19 protein-coding genes and 1 riboswitch are annotated in these 18,480 nt (G+C 50.2%); of the genes, 4 read left to right on the forward strand and 15 right to left on the reverse strand.

Features of this window, described 5'->3' with window-relative positions:
* Positions 1–30: 30 nt before the first annotated feature.
* The 4 genes from DVG79_RS07085 to DVG79_RS07100 all read left to right on the forward strand — a co-directional run bounded on the left by DVG79_RS07085 (position 31) and on the right by DVG79_RS07100 (position 4,324).
* Positions 31–2,364 carry a sensor histidine kinase gene (locus DVG79_RS07085; protein WP_158537534.1) on the forward strand — a complete coding sequence of 778 codons (2,334 nt, stop codon included), beginning with the start codon at positions 31–33 and terminating at the stop codon, positions 2,362–2,364.
* Between the two features lie 31 nt (positions 2,365–2,395).
* Positions 2,396–2,701 (forward strand): hypothetical protein, encoded by a 306-nt coding sequence (locus tag DVG79_RS07090; RefSeq protein WP_114596096.1) that lies wholly within the window; start codon positions 2,396–2,398, stop codon positions 2,699–2,701.
* Between the two features lie 15 nt (positions 2,702–2,716).
* Positions 2,717–3,262, forward strand: a complete 546-nt coding sequence (locus tag DVG79_RS07095; protein WP_114596097.1) for a cysteine hydrolase family protein — start codon at positions 2,717–2,719, stop codon at positions 3,260–3,262.
* A gap of 180 nt (positions 3,263–3,442) precedes the next feature.
* A complete protein-coding gene (locus DVG79_RS07100) occupies positions 3,443–4,324 on the forward strand; it encodes a manganese catalase (protein ID WP_012370113.1) in 882 nt (293 codons plus the stop codon).
* 629 nt (positions 4,325–4,953) lie between these two features.
* On the opposite strand, the gene DVG79_RS07105 is transcribed toward DVG79_RS07100, so the two are convergent.
* From DVG79_RS07105 to nagZ, 15 genes are all read right to left on the reverse strand, one after another.
* The gene (locus DVG79_RS07105; RefSeq protein ID WP_114596098.1) at positions 4,954–5,343 is read right to left on the reverse strand and encodes a thiol-disulfide oxidoreductase DCC family protein; all 390 of its coding nucleotides are present in this window, start codon (positions 5,341–5,343) and stop codon (positions 4,954–4,956) included.
* Positions 5,344–5,482: 139 nt separating this feature from the next.
* The gene (locus DVG79_RS07110) at positions 5,483–5,893 is read right to left on the reverse strand and encodes a hypothetical protein (protein WP_114596099.1); all 411 of its coding nucleotides are present in this window, start codon (positions 5,891–5,893) and stop codon (positions 5,483–5,485) included.
* A 231-nt stretch (positions 5,894–6,124) separates the two neighbouring features.
* Complete coding sequence (locus tag DVG79_RS07115) at positions 6,125–6,520, reverse strand: RrF2 family transcriptional regulator (protein ID WP_012370109.1); 396 nt, start codon at positions 6,518–6,520, stop codon at positions 6,125–6,127.
* 246 nt (positions 6,521–6,766) lie between these two features.
* On the reverse strand, positions 6,767–7,504 hold the full coding sequence (locus tag DVG79_RS07120; protein ID WP_114596100.1) for a Bax inhibitor-1/YccA family protein: 738 nt from the start codon (positions 7,502–7,504) through the stop codon (positions 6,767–6,769).
* Positions 7,505–7,562: 58 nt separating this feature from the next.
* Positions 7,563–8,354, reverse strand: coding sequence for an AAC(3) family N-acetyltransferase (locus DVG79_RS07125; protein ID WP_114596101.1), 792 nt, complete (start codon positions 8,352–8,354; stop codon positions 7,563–7,565).
* A gap of 10 nt (positions 8,355–8,364) precedes the next feature.
* Complete coding sequence (locus DVG79_RS07130; protein WP_114596102.1) at positions 8,365–11,373, reverse strand: AAA family ATPase; 3,009 nt, start codon at positions 11,371–11,373, stop codon at positions 8,365–8,367.
* Positions 11,355–12,476: an exonuclease SbcCD subunit D gene (locus DVG79_RS07135; protein WP_114596103.1), complete on the reverse strand. Its 1,122-nt coding sequence runs from the start codon at positions 12,474–12,476 to the stop codon at positions 11,355–11,357. The genes DVG79_RS07130 and DVG79_RS07135 overlap by 19 nt, the downstream gene beginning before the upstream one ends.
* Before the next feature lie 148 nt (positions 12,477–12,624).
* Positions 12,625–12,828 carry a helix-hairpin-helix domain-containing protein gene (locus DVG79_RS07140; RefSeq protein ID WP_114596104.1) on the reverse strand — a complete coding sequence of 68 codons (204 nt, stop codon included), beginning with the start codon at positions 12,826–12,828 and terminating at the stop codon, positions 12,625–12,627.
* An 85-nt stretch (positions 12,829–12,913) separates the two neighbouring features.
* A complete protein-coding gene (locus tag DVG79_RS07145; protein WP_114596105.1) occupies positions 12,914–13,303 on the reverse strand; it encodes a hypothetical protein in 390 nt (129 codons plus the stop codon).
* A 109-nt stretch (positions 13,304–13,412) separates the two neighbouring features.
* Complete coding sequence (locus tag DVG79_RS07150) at positions 13,413–14,441, reverse strand: thiazole biosynthesis adenylyltransferase ThiF (RefSeq protein ID WP_114596106.1); 1,029 nt, start codon at positions 14,439–14,441, stop codon at positions 13,413–13,415.
* Positions 14,438–15,205 (reverse strand): thiazole synthase, encoded by a 768-nt coding sequence (locus DVG79_RS07155; RefSeq protein WP_114596107.1) that lies wholly within the window; start codon positions 15,203–15,205, stop codon positions 14,438–14,440. The genes DVG79_RS07150 and DVG79_RS07155 overlap by 4 nt, the downstream gene beginning before the upstream one ends.
* Positions 15,206–15,208: 3 nt before the next feature.
* Positions 15,209–15,412 (reverse strand): sulfur carrier protein ThiS, encoded by a 204-nt coding sequence (gene thiS / locus DVG79_RS07160; protein WP_114596108.1) that lies wholly within the window; start codon positions 15,410–15,412, stop codon positions 15,209–15,211.
* Positions 15,409–16,401: an NAD(P)/FAD-dependent oxidoreductase gene (locus DVG79_RS07165; RefSeq protein ID WP_114596109.1), complete on the reverse strand. Its 993-nt coding sequence runs from the start codon at positions 16,399–16,401 to the stop codon at positions 15,409–15,411. The genes thiS and DVG79_RS07165 overlap by 4 nt, the downstream gene beginning before the upstream one ends.
* Positions 16,398–16,997, reverse strand: coding sequence for a thiazole tautomerase TenI (gene tenI, locus DVG79_RS07170; protein ID WP_233494552.1), 600 nt, complete (start codon positions 16,995–16,997; stop codon positions 16,398–16,400). The genes DVG79_RS07165 and tenI overlap by 4 nt, the downstream gene beginning before the upstream one ends.
* Before the next feature lie 87 nt (positions 16,998–17,084).
* Positions 17,085–17,187, reverse strand: a riboswitch (TPP riboswitch).
* 59 nt (positions 17,188–17,246) lie between these two features.
* Entirely contained in the window at positions 17,247–18,476 is a 1,230-nt protein-coding gene (nagZ, locus tag DVG79_RS07175) for a beta-N-acetylhexosaminidase (protein ID WP_233494581.1), read from the reverse strand.
* Between the last annotated feature and the right edge of the window lie 4 nt (positions 18,477–18,480).

Here is an 18,480-nt window from a genome sequence, read left to right on the forward strand (position 1 = left end):
CTCTCCTGCTCACTGTAGAAAGAGGTTATGATGAAATGGCTGTCTCGTAAAATCACCCGAACCTTTTCAGGTCTACTTATATTGATTTTTTTGATTTTAGTTTGCATCATGACTGGTGCATACTTTTATTCCATTCAACAACTCGAACAAAATAATGCCATGCTGTTACGCCTGACGAATCAAAAAACTGCAGCGCGTCAAATCTGGAATGACTTGCAGGAAACGAATATTGAAATTCAAGAAGCATTATTATTAAAAACCCCGGCTGTTCCCAGATTGTCCAGTGATTTAACGCGGACAAAACGTGAGCTCGAGCGTTTGGGACACGATTATCCGTCCGAAGAGACTAACTCTTATCTGCAAACCTCGTCAACATTGATCGACTATTACGAAAAAATCCTGATCCCTTTGACAAAACATCCGCAATCTTCTCGCTATACGGACGATACCGCTATGCGACGGATGCTAAAGGATGTAGACCTGGACGTCCCGTTACAATCGACTTCAAGCAGAACAGAACGTGCTTCCCTGAATACGATGTATTTTTTTTCAAAAAACCGCCAGGCAGCCGATCAGTACATTTCTTCCGTTCATTCGCTGGAAAAACAGGCGCAGCAGAAGCTGGCTGATCAGATGCGGACAACGCTGTGGGGTACACTGACAGTTCTCAGTGCAGTCTTTTTCCTACTGAACAGTTGGACATTCCGGTTTATGCAACAATTGACGGATGATCTCGTCCGTTTGGTCAAACAAACGAAAAATCCGTACACTTTTTCCGCTGTCCCAGTAATTAAACGACAGGATGAGATTGGTGTTCTGGGAAAGGCCATGCGTAATATGATGACGATGCTTGCTTTTCAGCAATCGGAGACTCAGACGGTCAATCACCAATTGTCACACCGCAATCGGGAACTTTTCAATAGTCTGCAGGAAAAACAACGGACGGAAACTCAGTTACAGTTACAGACTGATTTTGCACGCCGCTTACTCGAATATGATTCGCTTTCGTGTCTGAATGGATTACTGCAAGATCTCGCCCATTCTTTCGGATTATCCGAATTAAAATTAACGATGATTGCGAGTCAGGAGGAAATCATTTACCGGTCTCCCCGTCCTGTCGAGAAAAGCCGGCACTCCATCGTCCGGACCGTTCCGTTGCTGAATTCCCGTGAACCGGAACCGTTTGCCTTGTTGACGTTTGAGGATTCAGCCGGAGATGCTTATAAGAAACTGTCGGCGTTGAGTGATATTCTTTCGCTCGGAATATTACGCATGGAACACATGCGGACGTTAAACGAAGACAAACAGCACGTACAACGGATTTTAGAGAGTCTGCGTGAAGCTGTCATCTACGTCAATTTCCCGGACTCCCGACTCATCCATAACGGAACACTCGTGACGATGTTTCCCGAGTTACATGATTTGCCGGATTCGTTGCATGAGGTTGAATCCATCCTGGATATTTTCCGCCGGGTATTCATCGTTGAAGAACAGCTGATTGATTATGTGACGCAATTAAAACTTCATTTGGCAAGTGGCCATGCCATGGAGGCACAAGACTTTGAAGTTAATGGAAATCGTCATATTCGTCTTTATACGGAATTTCTTCCGGACAAGAAGGGCATCATTTTTGTATTAAGTGAGCGGACAGCTGAAGTGGAAGCGATTCAAAACGAACATGCCTTTATCTCGATGATTTCGCATGAGCTCCGGACACCGCTCGCTTCGATTGAAGGATTTAGCGAACTGATGATCCAACGGAGTTTATCAAACGATAAACAATTAAAATATTTAAAGACCGTCCACAGTGAAGCACAACGTTTAGGTAAACTGGTCACTGCCTTTTTAGACTATCAACGCCTGAGTCGCCAAAAGGAAGTGTATCTGTTTGAGTCCTTTGATATCTCGGCTTTGGTACAGGAAGTGGCGGACTGGATGAATATCTCAATCCCGTCCCATCAGGTCAAGTTTGATACGACGCACATGACTTGCCTGATTGAAGCTGACCGTGAAAAAATCCGGCAACTGCTGACGAATCTGCTAGGAAATGCCATCAAGTACTCGCCGTCGGATCCGCAAGTCGATGTTCTGCTGGACTGCAGTGAGGAAGAAGTTGTGCTGACTATCAGCGATAACGGTCTTGGAATTCCACAAGAAGATCTGCCTCACCTGTTTGATTCGTTTTACCGTGTGGAGCGTCAAGAGCATAAGCAGATTAAAGGAACCGGACTCGGACTGCTGATCTGTAAAGAAATTGTCGAAGCCCATCAAGGGCAAATTTCTGTTTCTTCCGAATTAGGTGCCGGTACCGATTTTCTAGTCCGGTTCCCCATCCGGCAACAGACGGAAAAAGAACTAAACTGAGCTGATTTGAAGATAGAGGAAGTGTATACGTATGGATTACGAGTTAGATCGCATCATTGATTACCTGAACCGGAACTTTCACGACCATGTCAGTTCTTTTTCCGGAATGATTTTAAAAGAAACCCCGCCGGCCATCATATTAATTGAAGATCATGTCCGGCGGCAGCTGGGTCAAGCTTTGTATCAATATCCTGAATTCATTTCAGAAATTGAGGATACCATTTTCCGATGTCTCATTGATCTCCGGGGAAACAAGGAGTCCGATGATCCGACGGAGATTTTCATCGCAAAAGCCCAGCTGTATTCCCCTTATCATTATCTCGTCACGTTTTTATAAGGAGTCGATTGACATATGAAAAAAACAGGAACCGCCTTATTGATCGTCGATATCATTAACAAAATGGATTTTGAAGGTGCGGAAGATTTACTCGCCGAAACTCGTCCGATTTTAACACCGTTAGTCGAGCTTAAACATATATGTAAAACGTATGATATTCCGGTCATTTATGTGAATGATAATTTTGGTCTTTGGCAGGAAAATGTCGATCAAATTGTTGAGGAATGCCGCGGAGGTCTCGGAGATGTGTTTGTCCAGGCCCTGCATCCGCAACAGGATGATTATTTTATCATCAAACCGAAACACTCCGGTTTTTATGGTACTCAATTGGATATTTTGTTAAAACACCTTAACGTCTCCCGTTTGATCATTACCGGCATCACGACCGACATGTGCATCCTATTTACCGCGAACGACGCTTACATGCGGGAGTATGAGATTTGGGTGCCGCAAGACTGTACAGCCGCTGAAACGAGCGAAGCCAAAGAACACGCCTTAGAAATTCTGCATACGACGTTATCCATCGACTGTTCCGAAAGTAATACCGTATCGTTCGATTAATCAAACGGAATGTAGTGTGGACATAACGAACAGAACAATTTTATCAACTGGTATCCATTTCATTTTCCAGAACATTACATTTTGATGACAATCTTCCCTCTCCGGTTTCCGATTTTTTAAAACAGGTATATGTATCATGTACATTTTATACATGTTTTTAATCCAAGGGAGGAATCGTTCATGTTCAGACATCAAAAGGAACTACAGTTCGAGGTGAAAGTCGACCGTCCAGATCCGAAGTTGGCACGGTCTGTGCAGGAAGTATTAGGCGGACAATTTGGGGAAATGACCGTCATGATGCAGTATTTATTCCAAGGATTCAATTGCCGTGGAAATGAGAAATACAAAGATATGTTGATGGACATCGGAACGGAAGAAATCGGACATGTCGAAATGCTCTGTTCCTTGATTTCACAATTACTTGATGGAGCCTCACCTGATGATCAGGCAGAAGCAGCCAAGGATCCGGCGATTGCGGCTATTTTAGGAGGCATGAATCCACAACACCTGCTCGTCAGCGGGCTTGGAGGGCTGCCTTCCAACTCAAACGGTGTTCCGTGGAACGGTTCTTACATCGTCGCAAGCGGCAACTTGTTAGCAGATATGCGTTCCAATCTGCATGCCGAGTCACAAGGGCGTCTTCAAGTCGCACGCCTCTATCATATGACAAACGATGAAGGAGTTAAGGCGACCCTTCGGAAAATGCTGGCACGTGATCGGTATCACCAATACCAATGGCTGGCTGCAATTGAAGAATTGGAAGAAAAGAATGGAATCGTCGTACCTGCGACATTTGCTCCGGAGGATGAATTGGAGGCACAGCCCCACGCTTATGAATTTTGGGATCTCTCGGAAGGAACAGCTTCAAAAGAAGGCCGCTGGTCCCAGGGAAGTGCGCAGGATGGGACCGGAGAATTCGTTCACCTGGAAAACCCTGCACCCCAAGGCCAAATACCGGATCCCGAAATTCCGGCCCACAATCTGCATCATGATTTAAACGAGCCGCAACAAAAAAGAGGAATTACAGATACCGTAAAACACATTTTAAAGGACAAGGAATAACATCCTCGAAACTGAGCGTAAACGTCAGTCAACATTCAGATTAAATCCAAGTAAGCAACCATTTGCCCTCTCTTCTACCGAGAAGAGAGGGTTTCGTAACTTTTTAAGTCTTTTCCACAGATTTATCAAAAATCAGGCGAGAATACTCTCACCTCTAAGTGTCTCGGGCGAAGCCCAGCGTAAGTGGGAGATGAATCGCCTTCGGGCAAGGCGTGTCTTACGACACGTCAATTGTCCGACGTTCTCGGTTTGAAAACACTTTAAACCAGGAATAAATAATATGTCGTGTTCTTTGAAAACTGAAGGTATAGGGTTGTGACAGGAAATTCGTTTGTCACGTAAAATCTTCAACGTTCACCTTGCGGATGACTGAAGTAGCGAAAACCAAGCAGAGTAAGCATCCGCACAAAAGAAACTGACAAGATTAAAATCCAACCGTCGGGACGACGGGGTTAGCCTGATAAATTTCCGACCAATAGGTTGGATAACTCAGGAATCCTTCACCTCTTAGCATAGCGTAGGTGGAGGTAGTTCAAACCGGTTCACCAAACTCATGATTTAGGACTCAGTTTCTTGGCGGATTCTTTACCAAGTTGTCACTGGCTGTTCATAGACAATCGAACCCGGCCTTACTCGTGGAACCTTGCCCGGGTTTCTTTTGAAGGCAACAGGCATTGTTGTTTCTGCCCGAACCATTTGTGACGGTGTTTTGCAATGAAATCATATGCGAGATCTCTTGCCGCACGCGGTAAAACACGGAAGATGGATGCGAGCGGCCACGCCCCATTCAAATGCTTCGTAATCTGAAGTGCTGCATCTGATTTAACGTAAGGAATTCCCTCTTCAATGACGACCACACTGTCCAGGTCGGGAGGCAAACGATGTTTTTGAATAAGTTCCTGTCCTTTGATGCCTTGAAGCGAGGCAAACTGATAGTAGCCATGATCACGCTTCAAGATGAACTGTACACTGGTATCACATAAATTACACTCTCCATCAAATAAGATGATTGGTTTCATGTTCCTGTGCCCCCTCTGACAATTGGTTCGATTCCTTATTCTTCTATCCTACATCAGATGAATCGAACACACTTACATTTTCACTTCTTATTTTTCTAAGTATTCATCCATATAACTTTTATACATGTTTTCTGCCTGTTTAATTGGATTTCATCCAGCGGGAGTCCACCATGCGAAGCAAGTTCATTAAATCGCCTTCTGTCCTGATGACGGCTTGGCAAGCGACAGCTTCATTTTGAAGCAATTTTATCCGTACCGGTGTCTCATTGATAAAACAGAGCGCAAACAGCAGTTCCGAATGTATTTTTGTATATGCCGCGACTGCCAGTAATTCTTCATTTAAACGTTCTCTTACTTCTTCACTCGTATGCATGTGCAAAAGGTGAATCGTTTCATGAAGAAGAGATGATTTAAGACGATCCGAAATATCCAAATACCGGACTTCAAGATGTATATCCTGTCCATGTCCCCATCGCGTCGTCAGAAAATACGGTGGACTGACTAACTCCTGAATAAATCGAATGATACGATCAATACTTATCTCAGACATAAAGAAACCTCTCTTCTCACTTCGATACGACAAACGCACCGAAGACCTTCATTTTTAGGACGTGATTGACACTTAAACATATGTAAAATAAGTATGTTTTAATCGTGGTCATTTCACATCACGTACCTTTTTATTTTAACATAACGAGACTTTCCAAGCCGAATCGCAAGCAACGAAACACGGTTTTCCTCTCACCCGTAGGAAAAAGGAAAACCGTACTTTCCTATTGCATCATACTTTTACTTTCGTCAAGTCTTCCAGTGTGTAGGCTTGTAAGGCGTTCGCAAACAAAAGGAATGCTTCATCAAAGGCCTGACGTGTGTTCTTAAGCGTCTCTTTTTCATTGGTTGGCAATACTTCTTTTAGATAGGAAACTTCTTCAAACAGAGCTACGACTTGCCCCAATGTAATTTCATTTGGTGCCTTGGCCAGTTTAAACCCGCCGTTGCGCCCTTGATAAGACGTGATTAAACCAAACTTGCTTAACGCATGGACAATCTTCATCAAATGATTTTTTGAGATGGCATAATGATCCGCCACTTCCTGGATTTGAACAAGCCGGTTCGGATTCAACGTCGCATACAACAGGACGCGAATCGCATAATCCGTCGAACGTGTCATTTTCATTCTTTTCACCTTCTTGAGTTCTTGCCGTTCTAAGCAGACAAATACGAGTGTGTCGATCGTAATAATTTCCGTGCAGTTGCACATATTATTTATCAAATATAGAATATTTTCTTAGATTTGACAATCCAATTAACTGCGTCATATTTTTTCTTTTCAAGGCTGTCATCATGGACAGACCTGTTTTTTAGCAATCAATCGTACCAAAAAGGACATTCCGTCTGACGGAAATGTCCTTTTAAATCGTTATTAATCCCGTGCTGCCAAACGATACAGCAGATCAAGCAACTCGATGTACAGCCAGATGATCGTGACGATTAATCCGAACGCGGCCACCCACTCCATCGATTTCGGTGCACGGGCCTGGACTTGTTGCGAGATAAAATCAAAGTCCATCACGAGCGACAGGGAAGCGACGATCACGATGACGAACTGAATCCCGATCGCAAGCGGTGAACTGCCTGTCATGAACGGCAGATCGACACCAAATAATGCGAGTAACAAGTTGACGCCGTACAAGACGAGAATCGACAGTATCGCTGCCGTAACTGCTGAGCGGAACCGTTGCGTGACTTTAATCATGCCCGTCGAATAGACGAACCACATCGCAAACGACACGACAAATGTCGCGAGGACTGCCTTCCCGACAAGTCCCGGATACATGCTTTCGAACATCAATGAAATCGAACCGACGGCGACCCCTTCAACAATCGCGTAGACCGGTGAAAGTACCGGTGCCGTTCGTGGTTTAAACGTGATGATTAGGGCGAGAATCAACCCGAGGACGACTCCCCCGATCAAAGACGGTACTAAAAATTGCGGATTCGCGGCTAAGAAGAACCAGGTTCCTCCGGCTGCTGCCGTGACGAGCGCAAGTAAGAGGAAAATCTTACTCATCGTCCCGGCCTTCGTCATCGGCCGTTCGCCGGCACCCGCCGTCTCGAAACCACGGCGTAAGGCTGGATTCACTTTAAAACGTGTTGCCATCTTGCGTTCACTCCTTCTGTTTTTCTATTTCTTATTACGGTTGTTTCCCGGAAAAGTTTCAGCTTAACCAGCTATTTAACGCATTCAGTTGCAGCATCACGACCGGGATCGACGCTTTAGCCGAGACGAGATGCGACGTCGCCTGTCCGACTTTCCCTGTCGTAACGAACGGTTCGTCCATCATGCCTTCACCGATCGGTCCAAACGGATCACTGTCGATGATGCGATGCTGATAACGAATGAAGACTTCTTCATCTCCTTGCCGCATCTTGCATCCCGATTCCTCGAGCGGCCGGTCGATCCCGTATTCGGCATAATGCCAAACAGTTGTCGAATCCCACGGTGACCCTATATGCAGAATCTGTCCATCCGCTTCAATGAACTTCTCTAGCGGCGATCCGGGACCAAATCCGTTCTCGATCGTATGACCCGCGACAAACATTTCCGCGTCTTTTCCCCAGGCGGTGACCGACCACATCGGATGGGCACTGCGTTTGACGTCCGGGAACGTCCGGAACAGTTCAGGTACCTTGCCGATACTCCGGGTTGGTGTCTTCGCCGGATCATACGCCGGCATTTCCTGACGGATCGTTTCCCACCAATCTTCCGGAACGGCAGGACGGCTCCAGTTTTTCGGATCCGAATTATCCGTACTCTGTGCCGCCATCATGATCAGACCGTCCGGCGTGATGACTTCCTGCAACGCTTCGATCAGCGCTTGTGCCCCGCCGGGAATCCAGCCGATCTGTTTCATCGCGCTGTGGACGAACACTTTCATACCGGGCGTGACCCCCAGCTGTTTTAAATCTGCGATCAGCATCGATTTCGTGACCATTTGTCTTGTTTCCATTTCGCACCCCTCACTCGACGACAAGGCGAATCGTCGATCCTGTTTTACCTTGCGTCACTTCAATTTTCGCATCGACCCGTGATTTCAGTTCCTGGACGTGACTGATGATTCCGACCATCCGACCGCTCGCCTGAATCGATAACAACGTTTCGATTGCCTGCTCGAGCGATTCCGGATCGAGTGTGCCGAATCCTTCATCGATGAACATCGTTTCAAGCGACACGCCGCCGCTCGCTTCCTGCACGACTTCCGACAGACCGAGTGCCAAGGCGAGTGAGGCCTTGAAGCTCTCCCCGCCGGACAATGTCTTGACGTGCCGGGTCTGCGACGTATAGGCATCAAAGACATTTAAATCGAGACCGTATTTTTTCAAGCCTTTTCCGGCTTCCGTCTTCCGTTCGAGCAGGAACCGCCCGGATGTCATCCCGTGCAGATGCCGGTTCGCCGCTTGCAGGATTTCATCGAAATAGGCGGTTTGAACATATGTCTCAAACGTCATCCGCTGGGCGTTTTCGCCAACCCCGACCCGTGCCAGTTCGCCGATGATGCCGTACCGTGCATCTTCTGCCTCGATTTGTTGCTGGAGACCCGACCAGGCATCAACCAGTTGTTTGATGTGTAACCGTTCTTTCTCCACACCGATCCGGCCATCCGTCGCTGTCACCAGTTCCGCTTCTGCCTGTCTGACGACCGGACGAAGGGCGGCAAGATCCGGACGGTCCTGTTGCAGAATCAGTTGTCGGATCCGCTCAAGACCCGATTCGACATCCTGCCGTTTTCGTCGGTCGGCTTCGAGGCGTTCCGCCAACTGTTCCATCGCTTGCCGCGACATCCGCGCCTGCTCGAATTGTTCGACCGTCTCAAACCGTTCTTCCTGTAGACTGCGTGCTAAAGCCGCTTCCGCTTCCGTGCGCTTCGCCATATGAATCGTCAATTCTTCTTCGACGTGTTGCAGACGTCCGCGTCGTGCGGCGATGTCTTGATCGAGCCGTTGTTTTTGATTCTGACTTGCTGTCCGTGCCGCTTCAAACTCCGCCAATCGTTTTGTCAGTGTCTGTTGTTCGGTTTCCAGATCGCGACGGGACGGTGCGTCCGGATTTCGGTTCAGCATCCCTTCAAGCCGAGCGAGCTCCAGCAACAGTTTCGACTGCTGACTCGTCTCCTCTTCGATTTGCCGGTCTGCCTGTTCCAATGCCGTTTCGATGGTCCGGAGCTGTTGTTCCAGCTGCTGTTTCCGTTCCTGTTGCTGTTGCAGGCGGCTCTCTTGATTTTTCAAGTCGTTGATTTCTGTACGAATCGCGGTCACATCGTTCGGAACCGGCTGTCCGTCTGCAAGTGTCGCCAGTTCCTGTTCGAGTTGCCGTTTCCGTTCCGCGACTGTCCGGTACGTCGCCTGTAACTCCTGATGCGCCGATTGTGCGGTTAAGTAGGCCTGGTGCAACGCTTCGACATCAAGCGGTTCCGTCTTGACAGCGAGTTGCGGATGCGTCGCACTCCCACAGACCGGACAGGCTTCCCCGTCATGCAGATGTCCCGCCAGCTCTGCTGCCAGTTGACGGCGTTCATGTTGCCGTCCGGCCGTGTATGTCCGTTCTGCCTGTTCTTTTTCCGCTTTGACGCGTGTTCCATGCTCGATCAGCCGCAGTCGCTCGGCTTCATTCCGTTGCCATTCCTGCTGTTTTTGTTCGATCGATTGCAGAACGAACCGGCGTTCCTGCAAGGAAAGACGGGTACTCGAATCATCGGACAGCGTCGCGATTTCCGCCTGCAACCGGGTCCGATCACTTCGTTGCCGGGTCCGCTGTTCGCGTAACGCGTCCGGATTCAACTGCGCGACGGCACGTTGCAGATCCTGTTGTTGCCGAATCAATTGTTCCTGGTCCTGCAGTCGTTTCAGCTCGTCCGTAATCTGCTCGAGACGCCGTGACGCTTCACGCATCTCCGGCTCCTGCACCGTCAATCGTTCGACGGTCCGGTTGACCTGGTCAAGTTGCTGTTGTAAGTGTTCCAGTTCCGATTCGACCGTTTGTTTCGTCCCGGTTAATTGCCGGACCGTTTGTTCCTCCGACTGAAACGTTTCGTACACCCCTTGAATCGCCGCCGCTCGTGATGCCGCGTCGTACTGCTCTTTCTGACGCATCGTTTCCGGCAACGTTAAGGCAAGCTGTTGCTCGAGGTGCAGTAATTGATCGTACTCGGTGAATGTCTGCTCGAGTTGTTCCGCCTGACGCAACCGTTCCGTCAATTGTTCGAGCGTTTGACGTCCCGCCTGCTCCACCGTTTTCGCCTGCTCAATTTTTTCATCGAGTGTCGCAAGCAATGTATCGGTCTGGTGACGAATCGTCGTTTCCGTCGCTTCCGACCAGTTGAGGTCGAGCGGTAATTCTTCGAGTTTCGCAAGCTGTTTCGTTTTCGTTTCTTTGATGGTCGCTGCAAGATCAAGTGCTTTCCGGTGAAGACGCTGTTGAAACTCGCCGTAATGTTCCGTCTTGAACAATTGTTTAAGAATCTGCAGTTTGTCCTTCGACTCCGCCATCAACAGTTCGCGGAACTTATTTTGCGGGAGCAGCAGGATTTGCGAAAACTGTTTGTGGTCGAGTTGCAACAGTTCCTGCACCTGCTGACGGATTTCCGGAATTTTTAGCGCAAGCGGCTTCCAGCTCGTCCCGTCATGCCGGGCGAGTTCCGCCTCATGTCCGTAATCCGTTTTATTGACCGGATGCGGCTGCCCCGGTTGCCGGATGATCCGGTAGCGTTCGCCTTTCAATTGAAATTCCAGTTCGACTTCCGTCTTCTGTTCCGGTTTCGCGAAATGACTGCGCAAATCGCTCATTTCCCGTTCCCCGCCTGACGTCTCGCCGTACAAGGCAAACGTCAATGCATCAAAAATCGTCGTTTTTCCGGCGCCGGTATTCCCGGAGATGACGAACATCGTCCGTCCGCCGAGTTCCCGGAAATCAATCGTCTGTTCGTCGGCAAACGGTCCGAACGCACGTAAGGTCAATCGTTCTGGACGCATGAAGCTTCCTCCTCTAAGACGGTCTGCATCGCATCCGTCGGTTGTTTTTCCCGTACCGCTTCATAAAATTCCCGGAATAGATCGGTTATCGTCGCCGCCTGAACCTGATCGCGTGACGCCTGGACCGCGCGTGTACTTTCGCGTGTGAACCCGGTCCGTTCGAGATGAAGAATGTTCGGATACAACTTCTTTAATTTCCCCATCGGATCAATCAGCGCCTCGGCATCCGTCAGATTGATTTTGATATAGTCATCCGTCGCTTGTGTCTCGACGAAGACCGGATCCGTCAGCTCAGCGAGACTGCCGGTCAGTTCACGCAAATCGCGCTTGGCCTTCAACGGTTCGAAGCGGCGGTCAAACGTTCCCGTATCGTTCAACGTCAGGATATCAACGCCTTTGACGTGATGCGCTTCCGAGAACGAGTACTTCAACAACGAACCGCTGTACCGGATTGTCTCCGACTTGATCGCAAGAGGATTATGCAAATGCCCGAGTGCCGTATACGTAAACGGAGCAAAGGCGCTGGCGCTGACCTGTCCCGCGGTCCCGACCGACAACTGCCGTTCGGAATCGGTCTCCAGCCCACCGATGACAAACGCATGCCCGACGAGGACGCTTGGTCCTTCGAGCTCCATCTTACTAATGATTTTCCGCATCGCATCATCATGCGTCCGGATTGTTTCATCCTGATGGATATAGCGGACGGTCGCCGGATCCGCAAACGGGACCGGATAAAAACGGACGCCTTTAATTTCTACCGGTTCGATTGTGTCCGTTAATTTACCGGCTAAGTGCAGTCCCGCCCGTTGCAGTAACGTCGTGCCGAAGCTCAACCGTTCCGCCGAGTCATGATTGCCGCTGATCGCGACGACCGGAATCTTCCGTTCGAGCACGATGTCGGCTAAGACCGTATCCAGCAGTTCAACCGCTTCCGTCGGCGGGACGGCACGGTCATATAAATCACCGGCAATAATCACCGCGTCCGGCTGTTCCCGGTCAAGCAACCGCAAAAATTCCTGAAGGATAGCGCGTTGATTGTCGAGCATCGATTCCCCGTGAACGATTTTTCCTAAATGCCAGTCGGCTGTATGAATCCATTTCATTTTTCATCACGCTCACTTTTTCTCTATAATATCCTTATTTTAGCATGAGTCGAATGGTTCTGACGATGCTGTAGGTGATTCTAAAACGAGTAAAACCCAATGATTGACCAGAGATTTTATCCGGTCGATCATTGGGTCGCTGTAGACGTTATGTGTGAAAGGTTAATCCCTGCTCCGCGAGCAACTGTCTCAGTTTCGGTATCGAGGACGGTCCGATTCCGTGCCACTGCAACAGTTCGTCTTCCCGGTAGGTTGCTAACATCTTGAGTGACGTTACTCCATGTTCGCTTAAGGCACGTTGCGCCGGTTTCGCAAGGACTAGAAATAAATCAGTCTCAGCTCGTTTTTGCATTCATGATGACCTCCCGACAGAATAGACAAAACCCGCCTTCCGATTCAGCCGGATGGCGGGTTTTCGGACGACTGATCAGTCATCTTCAGTGGGTGTGACGCTTTTGCCGAAATCGCTTGACCGATGTGAAGATGGATACGGATCCTCCAATGATTGCTCCGACGACAATCCCAGTCGTAAATTTTCCACCGGGATTTTTAGTGGAACCTGGTTCAGTAGCTATTATATGCTCTTCCTGTTTCTGCTCGAATAACTGTTGGAGAGGGGAGGATGTAGGCTCGACTTCGACAATCCGGTCAACTTCCTGTTGACGGTCTTCCCGGCGTTCGACGCTGCAAGGTGACAGATAAAACGGATTCAGATTCGTCCGATACCGGTCTGGATTCCAATTCGCCTGCTGAACGGCTTCAGCTGCGTGGTCTGTCCGCTTCGTCTGATCCAATGACTGGATCGATTGATCGAATTCTTGTTTCATCGTAATCACTCCTCTTCACATTCAATCTTAACTAAAAAGCTCCGACTTACGTCTGAAGTCTTATTTACCTCTTTTTTAAACATCTAAAACATGTATCGAAAAAAATGTTTTACTTTTTTGTGAATATTCCGGTGAAATAGTTCTCATATACTTGTTTTGCCTGCTGAAGATTTGCTTCGCCATGGAGAAGGATTCGTCCGTCGGCAAAAGCCGTAATCCGGTAATGGTCCGCCTTGAACATCAGCAGATACGGATTCCGGAGACAGCTGATCCCGCGTGTAGTCAGCTCCTGTTCAAGCCGGACTAAATCCCGCGGTCCTTCGCCGCGGATTTGAACCGTATCCCGGCCGCACAAAGTCACAAATTGAACGGTCGGTGCATTCAGATACGGATAGACCGGATCCTCTCCACAAGACAGGCACGCGGATTGTCTGAGAGAACCGACGTTGATTTGACTCTGGTGATTGTCCCAGACATCGAACGACAGCAATGTCTGCCGTAAGGCGTTGTCCGCTCCCGTCAAATACTTCAAGGCTTCCGTCACTTGATGCGCCGCGACAAGCTGGACGACGGGACTGATGACGCCCGACGTCTCGCATGTCTCCTGCTGTTTCGGCAGATGTTCAAGCAGACAATGCAGACAAGGTGTCTGTCCGGGGCGAATCGTATAAGTCATGCCGTAACTGCCGACGCAGGCACCAAAAATCCAGGGAATACCGCTTTTTGCCGCCACATCATTGATCAGCATCCGGACACCGAAGTTGTCTGTCGCATCAATCATTAAATCACTGCCGCGGACCAAACGTTCAATATTTTCCGGCGTGACATCTTCGACGATTTCCGTGACGGAAACCACCGAATTGACTTTGCCGAGCCGGCGTTTGGCCGCAACCGCCTTCGGCAAATGATCCTGCACGTCCTGTTCCGTATAGAGTTGTTGCCGTTGCAGGTTGCTCCACTCGACATGATCCCGGTCAATCAACGTGACGTGTCCGACCCCTCCCCGGACAAACTGTTCGGCATTCGCAGTCCCGAGTGCACCGGCACCGATGATGACGACGTGACAATCCGCCAGTTGATCCTGCCCCTTTTGTCCGATCGGACTAAATCGGACTTGCCGGCTGTACCGATCCGTCACGGTCGGCTGATCCCGGTCATCGGACTGCTTGCCGTCGCATACCGTTTTTTCACAATCCGTCCGGCTTCAAAACCAAGTCGACCCGCTTCAATCGCCAGTTTCATTGCCTGCGCCATCTTAACGGGATCTCCGGCGTGGGCGACGGCTGAATTCAACAGGACAGCATCCGCTCCGAGTTCCATTGCGTAAGCCACGTCTGCCGGTGAACCGATGCCGGCGTCGACGATGACCGGGACCGTCAGTTGTTCGATGATGAAACTGAGCGCAAGCGGATTCAGAATCCCCTGACCGGAACCGATCGGTGATGCGGCCGGCATAATCGCATGACAGCCGAGTTCTTCGAGCCGGCGCGCCAGCAATAAATCGTCGGATGTATACGGTAAGACGATGAAACCGTCCTTGATCAGTTCCTCTGACGCCCGCAACGTTTCAACCGGGTCCGGCAATAACGTCTTGTCGCACCCGATCACTTCGACTTTGACCATATCGCACATCCCGGATGCGCGGGCAAGGCGGGCAAGGCGAACGGCTTCCTCCGCCGTCTTTGCACCCGCCGTGTTCGGCAACAAATCGTAGCGGTTTAAATCAAGTGCCGCGAGCGGGTCGGTCTGTCCTTTGGCAAAGACGTCGAGCCGTCGGACCGAAAACGTCAGAATGTTCGTCCCTGATGCTTCGACCGCCTGTTGTTGCGTCGTTGCATCCGGATATTTTCCCGTTCCGAGTAACAAGCGTGAAGCAAATGTTTTTCCACCGATTTCTAACATGATTCATCCTCCTCCTACAAAATGAACGATTTCAATGACATCTCCGGGCTGAACGGTCATGTCCGGATAACGGGACCGATCGATGATCTGCCGGTTCTGCTCGATGATGACGATTTTTCCGTCAATCGCCAGATGTTGCAATAAGTCGTGTAACGTCGTCGTTTCTTCGGTCAATGCGTAGTCTTTTCCATTTAAACGAATGTTCACTTCGTTTTCTCCCCCTGTCGCTGGTGACTAAAAGCACCCAACATCACTTTCGGTTTTTGCCCCATGATGCAATCTGCCAGCACAGTCGCCGTCGCCGGTGCCAGTAAGATGCCATGCCGGTGATGACCGGTTGCGACGAATAATCCTTCGATGCCGTCCACCGGTCCAAGATACGGCAGACCGTCACCGGTTTGCGGTCGGACGCCGGCCCACGCTTCGACAAACACAGCTTCCGCAAGCGGCGGATAGAGCCTGATGGCTTGATTCACTAACAAACGAATACTGTCGAGACTGACGGTCGTCGATTCATCCCCGGACCGTTCCGTCGCTCCGATGATGATTCGTCCGTCTGCTTTCGGAACGAGGTATATCTGTTCATTAAACAGCGTCCGGTCGAGACATCCGGTCATGAGGCGCACGGACAGGCATTCCCCCTTGACCGGACATGTATCGATTGTGATGCCGATCGAACGTAACACGGCTTCCGATCCACGACCACTGGCGACAATGATTTGTCTGCCTGTCCGCAGACCCCGGTTCGTCTCGGCGCCGATGATCCGCTGTTTGTCCCGAACGAGCTGCGAAACAGATGTGTCTTCTTCCATGACTCCGCCCCGTCGTTCGATCGCGCTCCGTAAAGCCTGCGTCACTAATCGGGAATCGATTTGTCCGACTTGTTCGAACGTCAAGAATTGATTTCCTCGATGCAGGCAAAACGGCTGTTCCAGATAACCGCTCCCGAGACCGGTCTCGTCCAACAATTGTCGGACCAGCTCCGGATACAACGTCCGGCTCAGTGCCGCCAGTTCGTGTAACGGTTCCGGCAGTTCTTCGTCTGTCGCAAGCATCCCTGCCGCTGCCCGTGTCGCCCCTTGTCCGGCTGTCGACTGGTCAAGTAAACGGACAGTTTGTCCGCGTTTAAGCAACTCATAGCCGAGCGTCAAACCGATCATCCCGGCCCCGATGATTAAGACATCCGGTCGTGTCATCGTTGCATCACCTCCCGGAACCGGTCAGCTGCTTTAAGCGAATTCGCTTGCCCGAGAATCCCCGACAAGACGGCAACGCCCGAACAACCGGTCGCAACGACCTCCTGAACGTTGCCTGGTTTGATGCCGCCGATCGCAATGACCGGAATCGAGACCTGCTCGACAATCTGTTTTAAGGCATGCAGTCCCCGCGGCGGTACACCGGGTTTTGATCCGGTTTCAAAAATGTGACCGTACATCACGTAATCCGCACCGGCTTGTTCTGCTGCTGCCGCTTCCGTCAGCGAATGGACCGATTGACCGATCCGCAGTTCCGGAAAACGACTCCGGACACGATCGACCGGAATACTGCGTGTCGTCAGTTGAATCCCGATGCCGGTGACGAGAGCGACGTCAAGCCGGTCATGGACGATTAATCGTTCCGCCGGCACCCCGCGTTTCATTAAAAACTCAATACAGGTCACCAACTCCCGTGCGGACCAAAGCGGTTCCCGCAGATGAATCCGGTCGACACGCATCGCGAGTTCCGGTAATGTATGTTCCAGCGTTTCCCAGCCCTGTTGACCGGTTGTCAACAGATGTAACTGCGTCATCATTTCCCCCTTTCCACACGAAAAAGGACCACCCCATGAACTGATGGAGTGGTCCTACAAAAAAGGGCGACAGTCGTCGCATCCTTTATGAATGATCGGAATCCACTTCCCTCCGCTAGTACGAACTAGATCAGGTTCAAAGGGTCCGGATACTTCCGTCTCAGTCTGCTGCGAGACTCCCCTAGTGTAGATATTGATTTGTGTGGTACGCCTGTAGTTTACCACGGGTAGTCCGATTTGTTCTACCCTTGATTAATGTCGCATGTCCGCTTCGACCGCTTTGACCTGCTCGATCAAGCGTTGGTATTCGTCGACACGTTTCGTTTGCGACAAGTCATACGTTTGTTTTAAGCGTAAAACCCGCATGACCTTCTGATCGAGATCGGCTCTCGACAATTTATCTTGTTTGATCCGTGCCATGATTTCCTTGTGGACGGATGTATACGCACCCGGAGCCGAGAACATCGCCATGTCAGCACCGTTTTCGAGTGCGAGACTTGCGGCCTGGGCAAGACCGTACTGTTCCGTAATCGCTCCCATGACGAGATCATCCGTAATGATGACTCCGTCAAACTTCAGTTCATCCCGCAAGACGCCGGTCATGACCGGTTTTGACAATGAAGACGGACGGTTTTTGTCGAGGGCCGGGAACAGGATATGCGCGACCATGACCATCTCGGCCCCGTCTTGAATCGCCCGCTTGAACGGGACCAGTTCCGTCTGCTCAAGTTCCGCTTTCGTCGCATCGACCCGCGGCAGACCGACATGCGAGTCGACGGTCGTGTCACCGTGTCCCGGAAAATGTTTGACGACCGGAACGATGTCTTCTTCTTTCATCCCCTGCATCAACGGCACACCCAGCCGTGCGACCTGTTGCGGATCCGCACTGAGTGCCCGGTCGCCGATGATCGGATTCGCCGGATTACTGTTCACGTCAAGAACCGGGGCGAAGTCCATATTAAAGCCGTAAAAACGGGAAATCGAACCAAGTGTCTGTCCGACTTCCTTCATCAATGCCGGATCATTTTTCTGACCGAACGACAGGCTCGGAGATAACTTGAGCTGTGCATCCGGGACCCGGCTGACACGCCCGCCCTCTTCGTCAAAGCCGAGAAACGCTTTTGCATCAGCCGGTTGGGCTTCAGCAATCGCTGCCGTAAAGGTTTTCAGTTGATCGGTCGACGTGATGTTGCTGCCGAGTAACAGCACACCACCGAGTGCATGATCCTGCAGCAGCGTTCGGTCGGCTTGTGTGAGAGCTGTTCCCGTCACGCCGATGTACAGCAACTGATCGACTTTTTCCGCCGTCGACATGTTCGAGACGGTTTCTTTAAGTTGTTTCTCTGCCCGCTCAGCAGCAGAAGGTCGATCCGGCTGCGGCGGCTTTGTTTTCTTCGCCGGCTTCGGTTGCGGTTCGACCGGTTGCGCCGGCTCGTCAGCACAACCGGCGAGGAGGACACTTGCCAACAGAACAGGAACCATCCGT

The sequence above is a fragment of the Exiguobacterium sp. RIT594 genome (genome assembly GCF_003339585.1).
Classification (GTDB): Bacteria; Bacillota; Bacilli; order Exiguobacteriales; family Exiguobacteriaceae; genus Exiguobacterium_A.

Coding starts and splice junctions, on each gene's coding strand:
- DVG79_RS07165 (WP_114596109.1), bottom strand. CDS start 16,401: ATGACACGACCGGATGTCTTAATCATCGGGGCCGGGATGATCGGTTTG.
- DVG79_RS07130 (WP_114596102.1), bottom strand. CDS start 11,373: ATGCGTCCAGAACGATTGACCTTACGTGCGTTCGGACCGTTTGCCGAC.
- DVG79_RS07135 (WP_114596103.1), bottom strand. CDS start 12,476: ATGAAATGGATTCATACAGCCGACTGGCATTTAGGAAAAATCGTTCAC.
- DVG79_RS07125 (WP_114596101.1), bottom strand. CDS start 8,354: ATGGAAACAAGACAAATGGTCACGAAATCGATGCTGATCGCAGATTTA.
- DVG79_RS07115 (WP_012370109.1), bottom strand. CDS start 6,520: ATGAAAATGACACGTTCGACGGATTATGCGATTCGCGTCCTGTTGTAT.
- DVG79_RS07110 (WP_114596099.1), bottom strand. CDS start 5,893: ATGTCTGAGATAAGTATTGATCGTATCATTCGATTTATTCAGGAGTTA.
- DVG79_RS07090 (WP_114596096.1), top strand. CDS start 2,396: ATGGATTACGAGTTAGATCGCATCATTGATTACCTGAACCGGAACTTT.
- DVG79_RS07120 (WP_114596100.1), bottom strand. CDS start 7,504: ATGGCAACACGTTTTAAAGTGAATCCAGCCTTACGCCGTGGTTTCGAG.
- DVG79_RS07140 (WP_114596104.1), bottom strand. CDS start 12,828: ATGCAAAAACGAGCTGAGACTGATTTATTTCTAGTCCTTGCGAAACCG.
- DVG79_RS07145 (WP_114596105.1), bottom strand. CDS start 13,303: ATGAAACAAGAATTCGATCAATCGATCCAGTCATTGGATCAGACGAAG.
- DVG79_RS07105 (WP_114596098.1), bottom strand. CDS start 5,343: ATGAAACCAATCATCTTATTTGATGGAGAGTGTAATTTATGTGATACC.
- DVG79_RS07085 (WP_158537534.1), top strand. CDS start 31: ATGAAATGGCTGTCTCGTAAAATCACCCGAACCTTTTCAGGTCTACTT.
- DVG79_RS07100 (WP_012370113.1), top strand. CDS start 3,443: ATGTTCAGACATCAAAAGGAACTACAGTTCGAGGTGAAAGTCGACCGT.
- tenI (WP_233494552.1), bottom strand. CDS start 16,997: ATGATGACGCAGTTACATCTGTTGACAACCGGTCAACAGGGCTGGGAA.
- nagZ (WP_233494581.1), bottom strand. CDS start 18,476: ATGGTTCCTGTTCTGTTGGCAAGTGTCCTCCTCGCCGGTTGTGCTGAC.
- DVG79_RS07095 (WP_114596097.1), top strand. CDS start 2,717: ATGAAAAAAACAGGAACCGCCTTATTGATCGTCGATATCATTAACAAA.
- DVG79_RS07155 (WP_114596107.1), bottom strand. CDS start 15,205: ATGTTAGAAATCGGTGGAAAAACATTTGCTTCACGCTTGTTACTCGGA.